Below are 16,253 nucleotides of genomic sequence, written 5' to 3' on the forward strand. Positions count from 1 at the left end.
GAAATTATCCCCCCTATTGCAAACTGAGTTCTGATTTTTTGGGATCTGCATCAGTAGGTTTTGAGTCTCCACGCTTATCTTTCCGTTCCAAAGGCTTTAAGGCTTGCGTCAAGGCAATCTTTAAGACTTCGTGAGCTGTTGACACGGGAATCAACTTCAGACCTTGCTTGACGTTGTCGGGAATTTCTTCCAAGTCCTTTTCATTGTCCTTTGGAATTAAAACCGTTTTGACACCACCGCGATGGGCTGCCAGCAATTTTTCTTTCAGGCCACCGATCTGCAATACACGGCCACGAAGGGTGATTTCACCTGTCATCGCAACTTCTTTGCTGACAGGAATGCCCGTCATAGCAGAGACAATTGAAGTACACATCGCCACACCAGCCGATGGGCCATCTTTTGGAATTGCCCCTTCTGGAACATGTATATGGATATCATTTTTTTCAAACAACTCTGGATCAATGCCATAGAGGACGGCTTGGGAACGGATATAGCTCATCGCTGCCTGAATTGACTCTTGCATCACATCACCAAGCTTGCCGGTGATAAGAGTTTTGCCTCTGCCAGGAAGCATGACTGCTTCAATGGACAGCAAATCCCCCCCAACTTCGGTCCACGCAAGACCTGTCGTGACACCAATCACATCATCTTGCTCCGCCAAACCGTAATGATAACGCGGTACGCCGGCATACTTATGCAAGTTTTTAGGCGTAATGGTGACGGATTCCACTTTATCGACCAAAATTTCCTTAATGGCTTTACGCGCTAAATTGGCAATTTCGCGTTCCAAATTTCTGACCCCTGCTTCCAAGGTATAGTAGCGAATCAGAGTCCTAAGTGCCTCCTCCTCTATAGAAAATTCATTTTTCTTCAGCCCATGAGTGTCAGTTTGCTTTCGAATTAAATAACGAGTCGCAATTTGCAGTTTTTCATCTTCGGTATAACCAGGCAATCTTATAATTTCCATGCGATCGAGAAGGGGTTGCGACATACGCAAAGTATTTGCCGTTGTCACAAACATGACATCAGACAGATCGTAATCAACCTCAAGATAGTGGTCGTTAAAGGTGTTATTCTGTTCTGGATCCAAAACTTCCAGCAATGCAGAAGCTGGGTCACCCCGCCAATCGGATCCCATCTTGTCAATTTCATCGAGTAAGAACAGTGGATTGGTGGTTTTAGCTTTACGTAGCCCTTGCACGATCTTCCCAGGCATGGAACCAATATAAGTCCGTCGGTGACCGCGGATTTCAGCCTCATCACGGACCCCGCCTAAAGAGATGCGCACGAAATGGCGCCCTGTTGCTTCAGCAATCGATTTCCCTAAAGAAGTTTTACCAACACCAGGAGGACCAACCAAACACAAAATCTGCCCTTTTACCTTACCAACACGGCTCTGCACTGCGAGATATTCTAAAATACGTTCTTTAACTTTGTCTAAACCATAATGATCGTTATCCAGAATTTTTTTCGCCTGCTGGATATCACGCTTAACGCGAGTGCGACCTCCCCATGGAATCCCTAACATCCAATCAAGGTAATTACGCACAACAGTAGCCTCAGCTGACATCTGATTCATGTTGCGGAGTTTCCGCATTTCAGCTTCGCAGCGTTCACGTGCTTCTTTAGAAAGCTTGGTCTTACGGATTTTATCTTCCAATTCCGACATCTCGTCGCGACCATCTTCAGCGTCACCTAATTCTTTTTGAATCGCTTTCATCTGCTCATTCAGATAGTACTCACGTTGGGTCTTTTCCATCTGGCGCTTGACACGACCGCGGATCCGCTTTTCAACTTGCATGACGCTGATTTCAGCTTCAATAAAGTTTAGGATTTGCTCTAATCGGTCCCCTGTTCGCGGTGTTTCTAACAGTTGTTGCTTTTCCGCAATCTTCAGCGTCAAATAAGAGGCAATCGTATCTGATAACTTAGTTGGATCATCGATTTGATTGATTGTGATCAAAACATCGGGGGGAATTTTGCGATTGAGTTTAATGTATTGTTCAAACTGCGCAGTCACGCTGCGCACGAGCGCTTCAAGTTCACTACCTCCAGTTCCCTCATTGAGACTTTCAATTGGCTCAGCAATTGCCTCAAAATAGTTAGACTCCTCTGTGAACCTGGTGATATTGACGCGCTTCACCCCTTCGACTAAGACTTTCACCGTCCCATCGGGCAGTTTGAGCAGTTGCAACACAGTCCCAAGAGTTCCAACAGTATACAAGTCATTAATGGTCGGATCGTCCAGCACGGGGCTTTTTTGCGTCACCAGAAGGATTTGTTTATCATCCCCCAGCATCACGCTTTCAAGCGCCTGAACTGATTTTTCACGTCCGACAAAAAGTGGTACAATCATGTGTGGAAACACAACAATGTCCCGTAACGGAAGAACAGGGTATTTTACGCCTTTTGACAAGCCATACATACGCTTCAATCTCACTGCTTATTAGGTTTGTTTGAAACCTAGGGTTGCAAGACCTCTATATAGCTAGAGGTCTATCCATTTGATCATTTTCTTCTTTATTTCGTTGAGGCGTCACTACGAATTTTAGCATAACTCTTCAACGGTTGCGACCGTCCTTCAACAACTTCTTTGTTGATTATAACTTCATCCACATTTTCGTAGGAGGGAAGTTCAAACATCGTATCCAGCAAAATACCTTCCATGATTGACCTTAACCCACGCGCCCCTGTTTTGCGAGCAATTGCTTTGTGTGAAATCGCCTGTAACGCTTCTTCAGTAATTGTTAATTTGACATTTTCAATTTCAAACAATCGCTGATACTGCTTCACAATGGCGTTCTTAGGTTTAGTCAAAATCTCAATGAGCGCTTTTTCATCCAAATCTGTGAGTGTTGCCAACACAGGCAAACGACCAATAAACTCAGGAATCAAGCCAAACTTCAAGAGATCTTCCGGTTCAACCTCCCGTAAGATGTCACCAGTTGAGCGATCTTCCGGATTTTGAATGTCTGCGCCAAACCCAATAGCCACACCTTTACCACGGGCGGAAATAATTTTTTCCAAGCCAGCAAAAGCACCACCGCAAACAAACAGGATGTTGGTGGTATCAACCTGCAGGAATTCTTGTTGCGGATGCTTGCGGCCCCCTTGTGGCGGAACAGAGGCCACAGTACCTTCCATAATTTTTAACAAAGCCTGTTGCACCCCTTCGCCTGAAACGTCACGCGTGATGGATGGATTGTCAGATTTTCTAGAAATCTTGTCAACTTCGTCAATATAGACGATACCACGTTGCGCCCGTTCAACGTTATAGTCAGCCGCCTGGAGCAGTTTTAAGATAATGTTTTCCACATCTTCGCCAACATACCCAGCCTCTGTCAATGTCGTGGCATCCGCCATGGTGAAAGGAACGTCAATAATACGCGCCAAAGTTTGGGCCAATAACGTCTTGCCGCTTCCGGTAGGCCCTACCAACAGAATGTTGGATTTAGCAATTTCAACTTCACTTTCCTTACCACTGTGAGCTAATCGCTTGTAATGGTTGTGAACGGCAACAGAAAGGACTTTTTTTGCCTGTGCCTGACCAATGACATACTCATCCAGGACGCTGCAAATTTCTTTTGGAGCTGGCACACCATCTGTCCCACGCACAAGGGCCGAACGGCTTTCTTCGCGGATAATATCGGTACATAAATCCACGCATTCATCACATATGAATACGGTGGGCCCCGCAATTAACTTGCGAACCTCATGTTGGCTCTTGCCACAAAAGGAGCAATAAAGAGTACTTTTTCCATCACCTGAATTTGATTTGCTCATGTTAACTGCTCCTACTACCTTCGTGGGTTCCCAAATTGATCAAACCACCCAGCTTATCTCTACCTTTTAAGTATGAATAATTATATTTAAATAAAAAGTTAAAATAGATCAATTAGAGATCAATCCACTAAAATTGTTTTTTATTTGTTTAAGCAATGTGCGAGCTATAATAGCCAGGAAACCTTTCTTAAGTTGTCGTTCTAGCTTCAAAAAAAGTTGGATTTTCTTAAAAAAATCTTACCTTTACTCACGCCCAGAGTCCATGTATTTAAAAATACAAACAACATGGATCTTCATGCCAAGCACGAGAATGACAGCCAGAAGGTAGATTCCTCTACTCCCTAAAACTTGCACACTGCATCCACTTACCTAGTATTTATCCCAGAAATTAGGCAAATAACAAGGAAAAACTATATTTTTAAAGGAATCTTGGACTAATCGAGGCTACTTAAGTCTCGGATGTACCGACATTTAAAGGAAAAGGATAATTTTAAGGTTCCATTACAAGTTTGTAAAAAGAAGATAAGTATGGTCAACTAAAAATCCAAAAGGCCTTATAGAAGAAATCAAAAAATTTTAGATATCGTCACTTTTTGTACCTAGCCTTTTAAAAGGAAATTAGACATATAACCACTTTAGGAATTATGTATATCTTTGACTTTTTGAGTTACTGAAGGAGGATTAGGAGCATATTGCTCTCCTTTTAGCGAATGGTTTTCTTTTTGCTTTATCGTATCAGATTTTTCTTTTGAAGATAACTTGTTCCACACTTTCTTGGGCAAGTAACGAGTGGTTTTATGTCCGCGCCTTGCCTTATCCCCACCTTCAGTTTGCCAATCCTCCTCGGTCCATTTCTTTAAACTCTTTTGAGAGTCAGATAAACTTCCTTTATGTTTATAGTCGCCGCCGTGTGCTTCATATTCTTTTTTTAATAGTTGGGATTTTCGAGCAGACCATTGCCCTTCTTTCCCTCCTTTAGATTCAGATTTAATCTTTTCCTTTAATTTCTCTCTCAATTCAGGATCTGTATAATCTTTGGTGTAATCACTTTTGGATTTTGCCATAATGCCCCCTTCCTTTAAGCTCTTTATTTATGACATTTTTAAGAGGAGAGATAAAAATGAAGTTTAAATGAAATTTACTAATTTTCGTTAGATATTCCTAAAGTAATTTCTTTGTTTAATTAATCAGAGATTTTTTATAACGTTGACTTATTTTAAGAAGATAGGTGTTTTAAATGTAAAAAAGGTTTAGGTTAAGATTTCAATCTTTTAAAACAGCAAACCAATCCTTTAAAAGGGAGGCAAACCCGGGCAAGGAGGATCAAAGAGCAATTATTTATCTTCAAAATAGCTATAAATATTAGATCCACTTTTTAACAGGTTCTCCCATAACTATGCTTTAACGGCAATGAGAGAATTCTTAATTACCCTTTACCGAATGTTACTCACATTTTTGCCACGAAACTGTTTTAAGCCACTTTTAGAGGCTGTGTGAGAAGTTATGAAGGTAGTCCAATTCTTCTAAGTATAAGTCGGATCATAGCCAAGTAAATAAACTCTTCTGAACTTTGAACGTAAAGCTCACAATCTTTACTCAGTCTTCTGTTTTTATTGAGCCATGCAAAAGTTCGCTCAACAATTCACCGTTTTGGCAAAGGAATAAACCCTTGTTTATCGCAGCGCTTAACAATCGTTATGGTCCAGCCTGTTTGCCGTTTAATGTTCTCAATAAAATCTTGCCCTTCCTAGCCACCGTCGGCATAAATATAAGATAGGTAAGGTAAGAAAGATTGCCTTCCTTCCAATAAATAGAAAGCCCCTTTGCGATCAGAGATATCAGCTGGCAATACTATTAAAGAAAGAACAAACCCCAAAGTATCTATGAGAATATGGCGTTTGCGGCCTTTTACCTTTTTACCGTCATCATATCCACATAGCCCCTTTTTTCTGTGGTTTTTACACTTTGAGAATCCATAATCCCGACCGTTGGATGTGCTCATGCTTTTGGTGTTTTTTACGAGCAGTTGAGCGTAGTTGCTCGTGTATTTTGAACCATACCCCTTCTAATTTCCATCGGCGAAAATAATAGTGAACAGTGCCCCAAGGCGGGAAATTTTGAGGAAGTATACGCCATTGGCATCCTGTTTCTAATAAGCAAAAAATAGCATTCACAATATGGCGGATATTGACTCGCCTTGTGGTCGACCTTCAAGTTTACAAGGGGAATCATAGGTGAGTTTATTGACCATTCTTGATCACTTAAGCTGATATATATATCTGTGAGGGAACCGGACATAGTGAGATAGGGATGAAACCAACAAGCTTTTATAAATAATTATATGATTTTAAATTGTATCGGATGCCTCTCAATAAAGAAGTCGGCCTATCATTAGTTTTTTTCAACCTGAATTAGGTCGACTCAATTTATTGCTTTAGCAAGGATATCCCCTACGTCATATTTAAAGAGTTATATTGATTTGAAGCGTGGAACGAAGAGTTTTGAATTTTTCTGTCCAATCATCTCTTTGTTTTGTAATACGCAAAACTAATACTTTAAGCGTGGAGTTTTCTAATAAAGCTTCATAGAGAGCCCTTAATACCTCTTCAGTATCTACATCATAGTTTTGCCCTAGCTCTAAATGAGTAAGGGTTGAATTACGTCTTAAGGCTTCAGCTAGCGCCGTTAGGCCATCAATGCTTGGCTCAATTCTTAATAAACATAAAGAGGTAAGCGTTGTATTATAGGGTAATACCTTAGCTAAAAACTTTACGCCGTCGCCTAGCCGTTCGTTCTTGGCTAAGTTTAAGAATTTTAGAGCTCCATTTTGGTTGTTTTCTAAAAGTGTACTTAGAGCCTCAGCCCCCTTCTCTTGAATATCATTATGCTCAAGATCTAATGAAACGAGAGTCGTATTGCCTGTTAAGACGTCAACAAGCCTGCATACCCCCTCATCTGCAAAAAAGTTATAACTTAGATCTAAGGAAGTTAAGGTGGTATTTCCCTTCAATGCCTGCGTGAAAATTGATAAGCCTTTATCACTCATGCCGATATGACTTAAGTTTAGAGTGGTAAGGGATGAGAAAGAATTGATTACTATATCAGTTATTAACTGTACCCCTTCATCGGAATAAATATCACGACTAAAATTTAAATCCGTCAGTTTTGTTTTATTTTTTAATGCTCGCGCTAAAACTTCCAATCCGCTATCTCTAAGGATATTAGCTCCTATATTTAACGATGTAAGATTTGTATTTTCTTCTAAGGCTGGGGATAATTCTTTCACTCCTTCTAAGCCCATTTTTTTATAATGAAAATTTAAAATAGGACAGGTGGAAATATCGACATAATTTAATCCGTTTTCTGTATAAATACTTGTTAATTTAAAACTTTCTACACTAGAAGGTTTATCATCGGGAATACCAACTTTTTCCATCGCCAGGCAGGGTGCCAAGCCAAGTAAAAAAATAGAAAGAAAGGTTGGTAATTTCATAACAAATTTCCTTTGCCCAAGATTATTAAAGTATGCCTCACTCTAAAATACAATAAAGGCTTTAAGCTAAGGCAACAAGTATGAATTTTAATATTTAATTGATAATATTTTTAAGTTGATCTTGCAATCGACACATAGTCTCTTAGTCTTAACTCATGCTACAAGGATAGAAAGTTGTTTATTGTGACTCCAAATATCAATTGGGTTCACTATAGTTACTTAAAAACTTTGGAAATTGACCTGAAAAGGGCATGGGTTCTCACAATCCTTGGTAGAAAGTAAACGTAGCTGAAATATTAACTTTTAGAGGCTAATTTTCGGCTAAATTTATTCGAACCCCAGCTCTTCACCTATTTGAGTAAAGATAGGGCTGGCATATTTATTAGTGATCATTTTATAGCGAATGGGATCAATCATCATGGATCGGCGTGTGCCAACTTTGACTTGCGGTGTCCCTGTGAGGAATATTCCTTTCAGTTCACGCCATATTTGTGCCTGTTTTTGTTGGGGCCAAGCCTGAATATACCCCAATAAAAAGGGCTTTAACATAACATTATGCCACGTGACCTCAGAGATTACTTTAGGAACACGATATTTTGCCTGTAGTTGCGCCACGGAAAAGCTATAGACGACCAATAAATCAACTGCCACCGGCCCCGGCTTATCTAGAGCATAGGCAAAAGTTTCTGTATCGATCAGCGTAACTTTTGTATGGTGTAGCGGGTTCATATCCTGTGTTGCTAGATCAGGCATATAGTCTGTATAAATGTTATCCATGTGCAAATCACCGTGGATCACGGTTGGTATTGCTAGGCTCTTATTATTAGTCTTCATGAATCGTTGGTGTAGGCGGCTCAACCCCAACCCTAGCTTATAAAATGAATAATAAACATCATTATATAAGGAGTTATATGCCTCTACTGAGGTTGGATTATTCGGATTATAGTTTACTGTTGCTTGGCCAAATTGTTTAGTCAAAGTCATACAAGAAACCCCTGGCGCTAATTCCAGCAAGCTTAAATAATGGCTTTGGCTGCCTGTGTTATAAACAAAATTTTGCACATCAAAAGCAATGGCGAGATCATCCTCATGCCGCCTCGGGTTCTGTAAATCATAATAGGTTAATCCTGAAGCTTGAATTTTACGTAAATTACCAACCTCTTTATCTTTTTTCTTGGTTCCCTTTAGGATATAAGTTTTTGAAAATTTACCAGCAGGACGCTTAATTGCACAATGCATGTTAATACTAATTAAGAACAACTGCTCCACCTGCGCGCCAGTCTCACCAATCTGTTGAGCGTAAATACAGCGAGCATCCTTTAATAAGGTAACATGCGGTTCATTGGTAATGATTTTGTTATGCACGGCTGTTGTGAGTAAATTCCTCACTCCCTCAGGGGTCAAACTTCCCTTTGTTTGTATATCACTTTTGTTCACGGCAATTATTGGATTTTGAATTGCCACTCGAGTAAGTTGAGGGATAAAGTCAGCTGGTATTAAATTTGAGGGATTAAGGCTGCGTAAAATCTGACCATCACAATGTCGCTTTGCCGAACATACATTGATAGCATTATTATAGGGATTAGTTTTGCTTCTTACAAACGCACTGGTCTTTATGAGGCAACATGCGCAACTATTGCTTTGAGTTTTCCAATCTTTGATTCTGCAACTGGTCGAGGATGTCAGCGTTTTTACTACTCCCCCAATGTTTACCACATTCACTGCTTGGGCATAGGACATGCCAAGGCAAAGATTTATGATGACAGCACTCAGACGAAACCACATCAGATGATACTCAAATTTAGCTCTTTTCGTATTCTTAAGTTTACTGAGCACTTGTGAATATATGATTAATATCTGGGCAGAATATATGAAAAAATCAGGGAAGAGATGGGATTATGGTCAGCTGATTTGAGGGAGCTCTTGGAAACTCTGTACACCTTGGGTGAGATGAGGCTGGTTATTTTGGGGCGTGACAACCTTAGATACAAAGCTAGAAAGTGGCGCCCTCAGGGGTTTGGATTCAGAATGACTGAAAGAGAATGAAAGGGGTAGATTTTTCCTGGCTGTCAGCCTTATGCGTGCTCCCAGGGCTGTACGCCTTCCGATAAAGTTAGTGGTGAGTTTCTTTGGGGGTCCTTTGTGGTGAGTATTATAGTAAATCAGTCTAGAAAATCTCAACTTTCCAACCCAACTTAAATTAATAATCCCAGCTCCCTTTAAAAAAATTAAAGGTGATCTGAGCTGCCCCAAATCACCTTTTTAAATTATTTACAGATTAAGACTAGCTGGCTTTTTTGTCAGCCTCGATTTTTAAGGCAGATGGACGATCTGTTATCACATGATCAATGAGACCAAATTCTTGGGCTTCTATTGGGGACATGAACCGATCACGCTCAACTGCTTGTTCAATCGTCTCTAAACTTTGTCCAGTCCGCTCAACATAAATCTTATTTAAACGATGACGCATATTCAAAATTTCGCGTGCTTGAATTTCAATATCAGTTGCTTGACCTTGCGCCCCACCCGATGGTTGATGGATCATAATGCGCGAGTTTGGCAATGCATAGCGCTTGCCTTTTGTTCCCGCAGTAAGCAATAAAGACCCCATGGAGCAAGCCTGACCTAGGCACAAGGTTGCTACATCGCAGCGAATATAGTTCATCGTATCAAAAATTGACATGCCAGCCGTTACAACGCCTCCAGGGGAGTTAATATACATGGCAATCTCTTTATTCGGATTCTCAGATTCTAAAAATAAAAGCTGAGCACAAACCAAGCTTGCCATGTCATCATGAACGGGGCCGGTCAGGAAAATAATTCTTTCCTTTAACAACCGTGAATAAATGTCAAAAGCCCGTTCCCCTCGATTAGTCTGCTCAACAACCATTGGCACAAGGGTATCCATCATGGGGAACTGAGATATCATTATTCGGCGCCTTTCGCTTTAGCTGTTTTCGATTTTGCAGCAGCTTTTGGCTTCTTTGCTTTAGGTTTGTCGCTCGTCTCTTCCTCAAAACCAGGAACAACACCGCGAATCAGCTCAATCAATTGATCTGTGCTGACTTTCTTTTCTTTCAAAGAAGCACCTGCTAAAATAAAGTCTACCACTTTATCTTCCAAAATGGGAGCCGCTAAATGATCTACTGCTTGTGGATTTTTGCGGTAGAATTCAAAAACTTCCTTCATTTGGCGTGGATAACGCATGGCTTCTTGGAAAATCGCCTGACGAATTTCTTCTTCAGAAACGTTAATTTTGTTTAAACGTGAGACTTCCGAAATCACCAACCCAAGGCGAACACGGCGTTCAGCAATTCCTTGATATTCTTGGCGTAATTCTTCTTCGGGACGATCATCTTCTGGCTCTAATGTCCCTTGCTCTTTGGCATGAGCCAATTCATCTTGCAAGCGCTTCCAAATACCTTCAAATTCGTTTTTAACCAATGTTTCTGGCAAATCAAATTTGTACACATCAGAAAGATTGTCAAGCAAATGACGCTTCAAGCGCAAGCGAGCCAAATTTGAGTATTCTTTGTCCAATGATTCTTTGATGCGATTTTTTAGATCATCAACAGTTTCACAACCCATTTCTTTAACAAAAGCTTCATCCAATTTAAATTTAATTGGCTCTTCAATTTTTGTGATGGTGAAGTGGAATTTCACCGGTTGGCCGGCAAGTTTCTTATCCCCAAAATCGTCGGGGAATTGGTCATCAACATCCACTTTGCCATGAAGTTTTGCGCCTTCCAAAGCTGATTCAATGTTGCCAAACAATAATTTTTCTTCCGCTCCCAAAACCACTTGCATTTGCTTGCCAAAGCCAGCAAATGGCTTACCAGCAACTTCAACACTGACATCAAGATGCAACATATCACCTTTTTTAGCTGCGCGTTCTTTAGTGAGCTCTTGATATTTTTTATGGCCTGCGAGCAGTTCGTCAATTTTCTTTGTAATTTCGGCGTCAGTGATTTCAACCTTTAATTTTTCGAGAGAAATCTTGCTAAAATCTTTCACTTGAATTTCCGGCAAAACTTCGACATCTACTTTCAACTCCAGATCTTTGCCTTCATCAAAAGTGACGATAGAAACATTTGGCTGAGTTGCCTGACGCAAAGAATTGTCCTTAATGATTTGGCCAACGCTGGAATTAACTGTGTGATTCAGCGCTTCTTCCAAAGCCTGTCCGCCATAGCGTTGCTTTAAAATATTAAAAGGAGTCTTTCCTGGGCGAAATCCTGGTAAGCGAACATTCTTACCAATCGCCTGCAGTCTTTCCTCAACTTTTTTTTCAATATCCTTAGCTGGAACAATGACTTTATATTCTTGCTTTAAACCATTAACTTGAAGTTGTGAGATTTGCATTATTTGACGTCTCTTGACTGAATTAAAATGTGGTGCGGGCGGAGGGACTTGAACCCCCACGGCTCTCGCCGCCAGAACCTAAATCTGGTGTGTCTGCCAATTTCACCACGCCCGCTTAATAATGAAGAGTATTAACATATGGTGCTTGTCTATTTGTACATCAGTTTTTCGGCGCAATCAACCATATTTTTAGAATTATTGCTTGAATATTACTCTGTGCAAGATTATGTACTGGATAGGCTGTTCTAAACAGCTAAAGTGCCACTCTCATCTCATCACGCAAAAACGGAGAATTTAAATGACTCGGGAAATGAAGAAGTTAGGTATTGTTATGTGGCTTTTGGTAGTCGCTTATTACCTATACCAATACATTTTACGTGTCTCTCCAAGTGTAATGACCGACGAAATTATGGCTGGCTTTAAACTCGATGCCCATGGGTTTGGCAGCCTTGCAGCCATTAGCACTTTTTTCTATGCCATTTTACAAATTCCAGCAGGTATCCTATCCGACCTTTTTGGCGCCAGACGTATGGTCATCTTATCTATCTTGATGTGTACGGTTGGCGTTGCTTTATTTGCCTATACGGATAGCCTATATATCGTCTATCTATCACGTGCCTTGATTGGCTCGGGCTCAGCTTGCGCTTTTGTATGTGTGAGTAAAATTTCCAGCGATTGGTTTCCAGTTGAGAAAAAAGCACTTCTGTTTGCTTTAACCGTAACGATCGGTACATGCGGGGCCTTGATTGGAGGGGCACCTCTTACCGTAATGAACACTCATTTTGGTTGGCGCGATAGCTTTTACTTATTGGCTGGCCTTGGTGTTATTATCTTGCTCCTCAACGTATTGTTTTTACGTGATCGGACCACGACTGAACACAAAACATCAACCCTTGCCCGCCAGGATACATGGAATAACATTCGAGACGTCTTTAAAAGTTCTTTTTGCTGGATGTATGCCATTGTTGCTGTAGGCATCTACTTGTCTATATCTGTATTTGCTGACCTGTGGGGTGTTTCCTTCATCATGCTGAAGTACGAGCTCACAAAAAATGTTGCCGCCCAAGCTGTGTCAATGATCTACGTTGGCACCTGTTTTGGCGTGATCATCATTGCTTTCCTAAGCAGTTTCTTTAGAGATCGCCGTCCGCTTATTGGTGGCTCAGCCATAATGATTGCCAGCCTTCTCACTCTTCTCGTTTTTGGGGATATAAGTTCTCTTTGGGCGATTTATGCCATCTTGTTTGCTATTGGGTTTTGTGCCGGCGGTGAAGTTCTTTGCTTCTCCATTTGTTGCGAAACCATGAACATTTCTGCCGCCGCTACCGTGACAGGATTCATCAATTTTATCGTGACTCTGGGCGCAGCCGTTGTCCAAAAACAAATTGGCCAAGTCCTCCATATGTTGTGGGACGGCACCCTCTCAGACTCTGGCCTCCCCCTTTACACAGTGCAAGATTACCAAGGCGCGATGTCTCTTGTGATTATTTCAACCCTAGTGTCTTTTATCTTGTCTTTCTTCTTAAAAAGAGTACCCAAGCATGTTGCTGTAGAAGTCATCTAATCGGAGGTCAAAAGAGGTCTCTTAAATTCTCTAGATTTTTTAAGAGACATCCCTGGATCGATTTGCTATAGTTCGCAATGGAAGATCACGGCGGACGTGATCACTTGTGAATCTGGTCAGGTCCGGAAGGAAGCAGCCATAACGGGAACGATGCGGGTCGCCTCGTGATCTTCCACCCTTTTATAAAGTGTTTTTTTCAAAAGTCTCACCATGACAGAAGTTTATCGCGTTCTCGCTCGTAAATATCGCCCGCAAACTCTTTCCGATTTAGTTGGACAGGATGTTTTGGTGCAAACCTTGAGCCAGGCAATCAAGCAGCAAAAGTTGCCTAATGCCTTTGTTTTGCATGGGATTCGAGGAGTTGGCAAAACAACCACAGCCCGAATTATTGCCAAAGCTCTGAATTGCACTGGGATGAACCCCACTGATCCAACGCCTAATCCATGTGATACATGCCCCTCTTGCGTTGCTATTACTGAAGACCGCCACCTCGACATTATAGAGATGGACGCCGCCAGCCGAACTGGCGTAGATGATATCCGCGAGGTGATTGAGGCAGCACGCTATAAAGCGATCAGTGCAAACTATAAAATTTACATCATTGACGAAGTTCACATGCTTTCCAAGAGCGCCTTTAACGCGCTGCTAAAAACTCTTGAAGAACCACCACCGCATGTCAAATTTATTTTTGCCACCACGGAACTAAAAAAAATACCGGACACAGTTTTGTCACGCTGTATGAAGTTGGACCTCTGTCGCATTAGTGGCGAAGTGCTTTTGAATCTGTTTAAAAAAATTGCAACAGCTGAAGCGGTGAGTGTTGAAGACGAGGCCCTAGCGCTTATCGTCCGCGCCGCTGATGGATCAGCACGTGATGGTCTTTCCTTGCTTGACCAAGCTATCGCCCTTTCTGGAACAAATATTACCGCCGAAGCTGTACGTAATATGCTAGGCCTGGTCGACCGAGGCCGTTTATTCACCCTCATCGACACCCTTTTTGCCGGCAATATTGTTGAGGCACTCACTGAAGTACGAAGTCTGCATAGACTTGGCGGTGACTCTGTCATCATCTTGCAAGAGCTCTTAGACTTAACCTACTGGATTACCTGTTTAAAGGTAACGCCAGCCTTAAAAAACGATCAAACTTGGCCGATTAGTGACCGCGAGCAGGGTATGGCGATCGCCCAGAAAATCTCATTGGCGGCCCTCTCTCGCGCCTGGCAAGTATTGTCCAAAGGATACGAAGAAGTTACCCGCTCCCCTCTGCCGACCCAGGCAACCGAAATGGTATTGATTCGGCTATGCCATCTCAGCGAATTTCCAAGCGCCGCGGATCTAGCAACCTTGCTTCAAGGGGGAAGCACAAGCACCAATCGCAGCACCACCTCTGCCGCGCTAACACCCACGATAGCGCCAATTGCCTCTCCAGCGGTAGCTCCGGCTGTGATCACTGCTGCAACACCACTTCAACAGGCCGCACCAATCTCCTTTGAGGGTGTGCTGTCGATTGTCGCCTCAGCCCGACAGCCTCTCCTTTATAGTTATCTGATGCAAGATGTACATTTGGTATCCTTTGCCCCTTACAAGATTGAACTGCGCCTCAATGAGCGAGCTCCAAAAACACTGGCAACTGAATTAGAAGCTCTGTTATTACGGACCACCGGGGAAAAATGGCAGGTGGCGTTGTCGGGGGAGACAGGTCAGGCAACTGTTGCTGATCAAAATATCCAAAGAAAGCAACAACTTGAAGTTGACTCTCTCAACCACCCAGTGGTGCAAGAAATTTTAGCGGCTTTCCCTAACGCCTCGGCAGCTGTCCACAACACAAATTAAGGAGATTTTTGATGAAAAATATCGGTCAATTAATGAAACAGGCGCAAGCCATGCAAGAGCGTATGGCTGAAATGCAGCAAAAGCTTGAGCAAGTTGAAATTTCTGGCTCCTCTGGCGCTGGATTGGTGCAAATCACTATCAATGGCAAAGGTGAGATGCGCAGCTTAAAGATTGATCCATCCCTTGTGGATCCTCAAGAAACTGAAGTATTAGAAGACTTAATTGTGGCTGCTTTTAATGATGCCAAAGCAAAACTTGAAGCCCACACTGCCGAAGAAATGGGCAAAGTCACCGGCGGCATGAATATTCCTGGATTCAAAATGCCATTTTGATTTGGATTATTTCCTTGGAAGAAATGTGAAGTTGCTTATCGCGGGAAAACCCAAGAGGTAGAATTCCTTGGTTTTCTTGCCCCCTCTGTCGACTTACGTCAAGAAATAAAAAATCCCCTTTTTATTGAAGGGGATTTTTTATACCTAGTAATTTTAACCGGCAAGCTAGTATTTTCTAAGCTTTATGAAGCTTGCGATTTCCGCGAACTTAATTACCATAATTTCCTTGGTCATTATCATAATTTCCTTGGTTATTATCATAGTAGCCTTGATCATTGCCATAATTTCCTTGGTCATATTGACTTTGGTCATAATAACCTTCCATATCCTGATCATTGGCTTGATTATTGCCATAATTGCCTTGATTATATTGACTTTGGTTAGGTTGGCCTTGAGGTCTAAAATTTTGATTGCCAGCTCTCTGGTTTCCATTATTACCATATTGATTTTGTTGATTATTGTAGTGACCTTGGTTTCCAAAATTTTGGTTACCATTATGAGCACTACTATAATGGACATCTGTCAAAACTTTAGCTATATTCTGACATGCCTGATCATGCTCGGTTCCTGGGAAGCAATATTTTGAGGCAAAGGCATGCGCACAATTAGAATTTTTTCGAATGCGATCAGCCCCTTGTTCAAAGCAGTAATTAACTGTGTTAGGTGCTACATTATCACGACCACACGCATTAGCCGTACATTTGGTATCCCCTATCATCCCACCAAGTTTAGCACCCCCTTGGCTAAGCATACCTCCAAAATTAAAGGCATTTGCTGAACTCACTCCCAGCATCAGAGCTGCAGATATTAAGAAAATTCTGAATGTCATTTTAAAATACTCCTTACACTTTATGGCATTTGTAAAAGTACACTAAATGTATTTAAA

12 protein-coding genes, 1 tRNA gene, 1 other RNA gene and 2 pseudogenes are annotated in these 16,253 nt (G+C 41.6%); 4 read left to right on the forward strand and 12 right to left on the reverse strand.

Annotation, left to right across the window (positions count from 1 at the left end):
* Window positions 1–13 precede the first annotated feature (13 nt).
* From lon to IG80_RS0104115, 11 genes and pseudogenes are all read right to left on the reverse strand, one after another.
* A complete protein-coding gene (lon, locus tag IG80_RS0104070) occupies window positions 14–2,425 on the reverse strand; it encodes an endopeptidase La (protein ID WP_032112673.1) in 2,412 nt (803 codons plus the stop codon).
* Window positions 2,426–2,520: 95 nt separating this feature from the next.
* On the reverse strand, window positions 2,521–3,783 hold the full coding sequence (clpX, locus tag IG80_RS0104075) for an ATP-dependent Clp protease ATP-binding subunit ClpX (protein ID WP_032112674.1): 1,263 nt from the start codon (window positions 3,781–3,783) through the stop codon (window positions 2,521–2,523).
* Window positions 3,784–4,418: 635 nt separating this feature from the next.
* On the reverse strand, window positions 4,419–4,847 hold the full coding sequence (locus IG80_RS0104080) for a hypothetical protein (RefSeq protein ID WP_032112675.1): 429 nt from the start codon (window positions 4,845–4,847) through the stop codon (window positions 4,419–4,421).
* Between the two features lie 449 nt (window positions 4,848–5,296).
* Window positions 5,297–5,431 (reverse strand): annotated as a pseudogene (locus IG80_RS16730) (transposase); the annotation flags it as partial.
* A gap of 99 nt (window positions 5,432–5,530) precedes the next feature.
* The gene (locus tag IG80_RS14585) at window positions 5,531–5,785 is read right to left on the reverse strand and encodes a transposase (protein ID WP_052046006.1); all 255 of its coding nucleotides are present in this window, start codon (window positions 5,783–5,785) and stop codon (window positions 5,531–5,533) included.
* Between the two features lie 51 nt (window positions 5,786–5,836).
* Window positions 5,837–5,966 (reverse strand): annotated as a pseudogene (locus IG80_RS16735) (transposase); the annotation flags it as partial.
* 278 nt (window positions 5,967–6,244) lie between these two features.
* Window positions 6,245–7,276: a leucine-rich repeat domain-containing protein gene (locus tag IG80_RS0104090; protein WP_032112676.1), complete on the reverse strand. Its 1,032-nt coding sequence runs from the start codon at window positions 7,274–7,276 to the stop codon at window positions 6,245–6,247.
* 327 nt (window positions 7,277–7,603) lie between these two features.
* The gene (locus IG80_RS0104095) at window positions 7,604–9,061 is read right to left on the reverse strand and encodes a hypothetical protein (RefSeq protein WP_032112677.1); all 1,458 of its coding nucleotides are present in this window, start codon (window positions 9,059–9,061) and stop codon (window positions 7,604–7,606) included.
* A 499-nt stretch (window positions 9,062–9,560) separates the two neighbouring features.
* Window positions 9,561–10,205: an ATP-dependent Clp endopeptidase proteolytic subunit ClpP gene (gene clpP / locus IG80_RS0104105; protein WP_032112679.1), complete on the reverse strand. Its 645-nt coding sequence runs from the start codon at window positions 10,203–10,205 to the stop codon at window positions 9,561–9,563.
* On the reverse strand, window positions 10,205–11,638 hold the full coding sequence (gene tig, locus IG80_RS0104110) for a trigger factor (RefSeq protein ID WP_032112680.1): 1,434 nt from the start codon (window positions 11,636–11,638) through the stop codon (window positions 10,205–10,207). Before tig ends, clpP begins: the two co-directional genes overlap by 1 nt.
* A gap of 30 nt (window positions 11,639–11,668) precedes the next feature.
* Window positions 11,669–11,753: transfer RNA gene (locus IG80_RS0104115), tRNA-Leu, on the reverse strand.
* A 183-nt stretch (window positions 11,754–11,936) separates the two neighbouring features.
* On the opposite strand from IG80_RS0104115, the gene IG80_RS0104120 reads away from it, so the two are divergent.
* The 4 genes from IG80_RS0104120 to IG80_RS0104130 all read left to right on the forward strand — a co-directional run bounded on the left by IG80_RS0104120 (window position 11,937) and on the right by IG80_RS0104130 (window position 15,367).
* Window positions 11,937–13,202, forward strand: a complete 1,266-nt coding sequence (locus IG80_RS0104120) for an MFS transporter (RefSeq protein ID WP_032112681.1) — start codon at window positions 11,937–11,939, stop codon at window positions 13,200–13,202.
* A 79-nt stretch (window positions 13,203–13,281) separates the two neighbouring features.
* Window positions 13,282–13,379, forward strand: an RNA gene (ffs, locus tag IG80_RS13875) — signal recognition particle sRNA small type.
* A gap of 33 nt (window positions 13,380–13,412) precedes the next feature.
* A complete protein-coding gene (locus IG80_RS0104125; RefSeq protein WP_032112682.1) occupies window positions 13,413–15,035 on the forward strand; it encodes a DNA polymerase III subunit gamma/tau in 1,623 nt (540 codons plus the stop codon).
* A gap of 11 nt (window positions 15,036–15,046) precedes the next feature.
* Window positions 15,047–15,367 (forward strand): YbaB/EbfC family nucleoid-associated protein, encoded by a 321-nt coding sequence (locus tag IG80_RS0104130; protein WP_032112683.1) that lies wholly within the window; start codon window positions 15,047–15,049, stop codon window positions 15,365–15,367.
* Window positions 15,368–15,575: 208 nt separating this feature from the next.
* On the opposite strand, the gene IG80_RS0104135 is transcribed toward IG80_RS0104130, so the two are convergent.
* The gene (locus IG80_RS0104135) at window positions 15,576–16,196 is read right to left on the reverse strand and encodes a hypothetical protein (protein ID WP_032112684.1); all 621 of its coding nucleotides are present in this window, start codon (window positions 16,194–16,196) and stop codon (window positions 15,576–15,578) included.
* Window positions 16,197–16,253 lie beyond the last annotated feature (57 nt).

This window comes from Candidatus Paracaedibacter symbiosus (genome assembly GCF_000757605.1).
GTDB lineage: Bacteria > Pseudomonadota > Alphaproteobacteria > Paracaedibacterales > Paracaedibacteraceae > Paracaedibacter_A > Paracaedibacter_A symbiosus.